1 protein-coding gene is annotated in these 444 nt (G+C 58.6%); it reads right to left on the bottom strand.

Features of this window, described 5'->3' with window-relative positions; translation table 11 throughout:
• On the bottom strand, positions 1–444 hold a 444-nt coding region (locus tag WH277_RS00010), incomplete at both ends, for an aminopeptidase N C-terminal domain-containing protein (protein ID WP_339503610.1).

Below are 444 nucleotides of genomic sequence, written 5' to 3'. Positions count from 1 at the left end.
ACGCCGATGGGTTTGCCGAGACAAAGGCGCCAATCAGTGAGCGAATACGGTTCGGATTGCTCAGCGTAAAGGAACGGTGATGCAGTAGTGCGCGCACCTGCGTCAGCACATCGTCAGCCGGGCTGGTCGCCTGCAGGGCAAACCACTTATCCATCACCAGACCATCCTGATGCCAGCGCTCATCGAAATCAGCGAACAGCGCCGTACGGCAAGGAAGCTGCGCGGCCATGGCAGCCGACAGGGCCGCCACGGTATCCGTCATGTTGTTAGCATGGTGATACTGTGCGCTGACCAGCTTATCGGCCTGCGCCACATCCGCAAAGGCCAGATAGCTCAGGCAGACATTCTTCAATGTGCGCTTACCGATATCCGCGTGCTCAATGCGATATTCCGGGGTCTGGCTGGCGTAATACACCGCCAGCAGCTCATCTTCCAGCTCGGTTG

Origin of the sequence: Erwinia sp. MYb416 (genome assembly GCF_037479575.1) — a bacterium.
GTDB classification, from domain to species: Bacteria; Pseudomonadota; Gammaproteobacteria; order Enterobacterales; family Enterobacteriaceae; genus Erwinia; species Erwinia rhapontici.
This window is presented reverse-complemented; position numbering and strand designations above follow the sequence as displayed.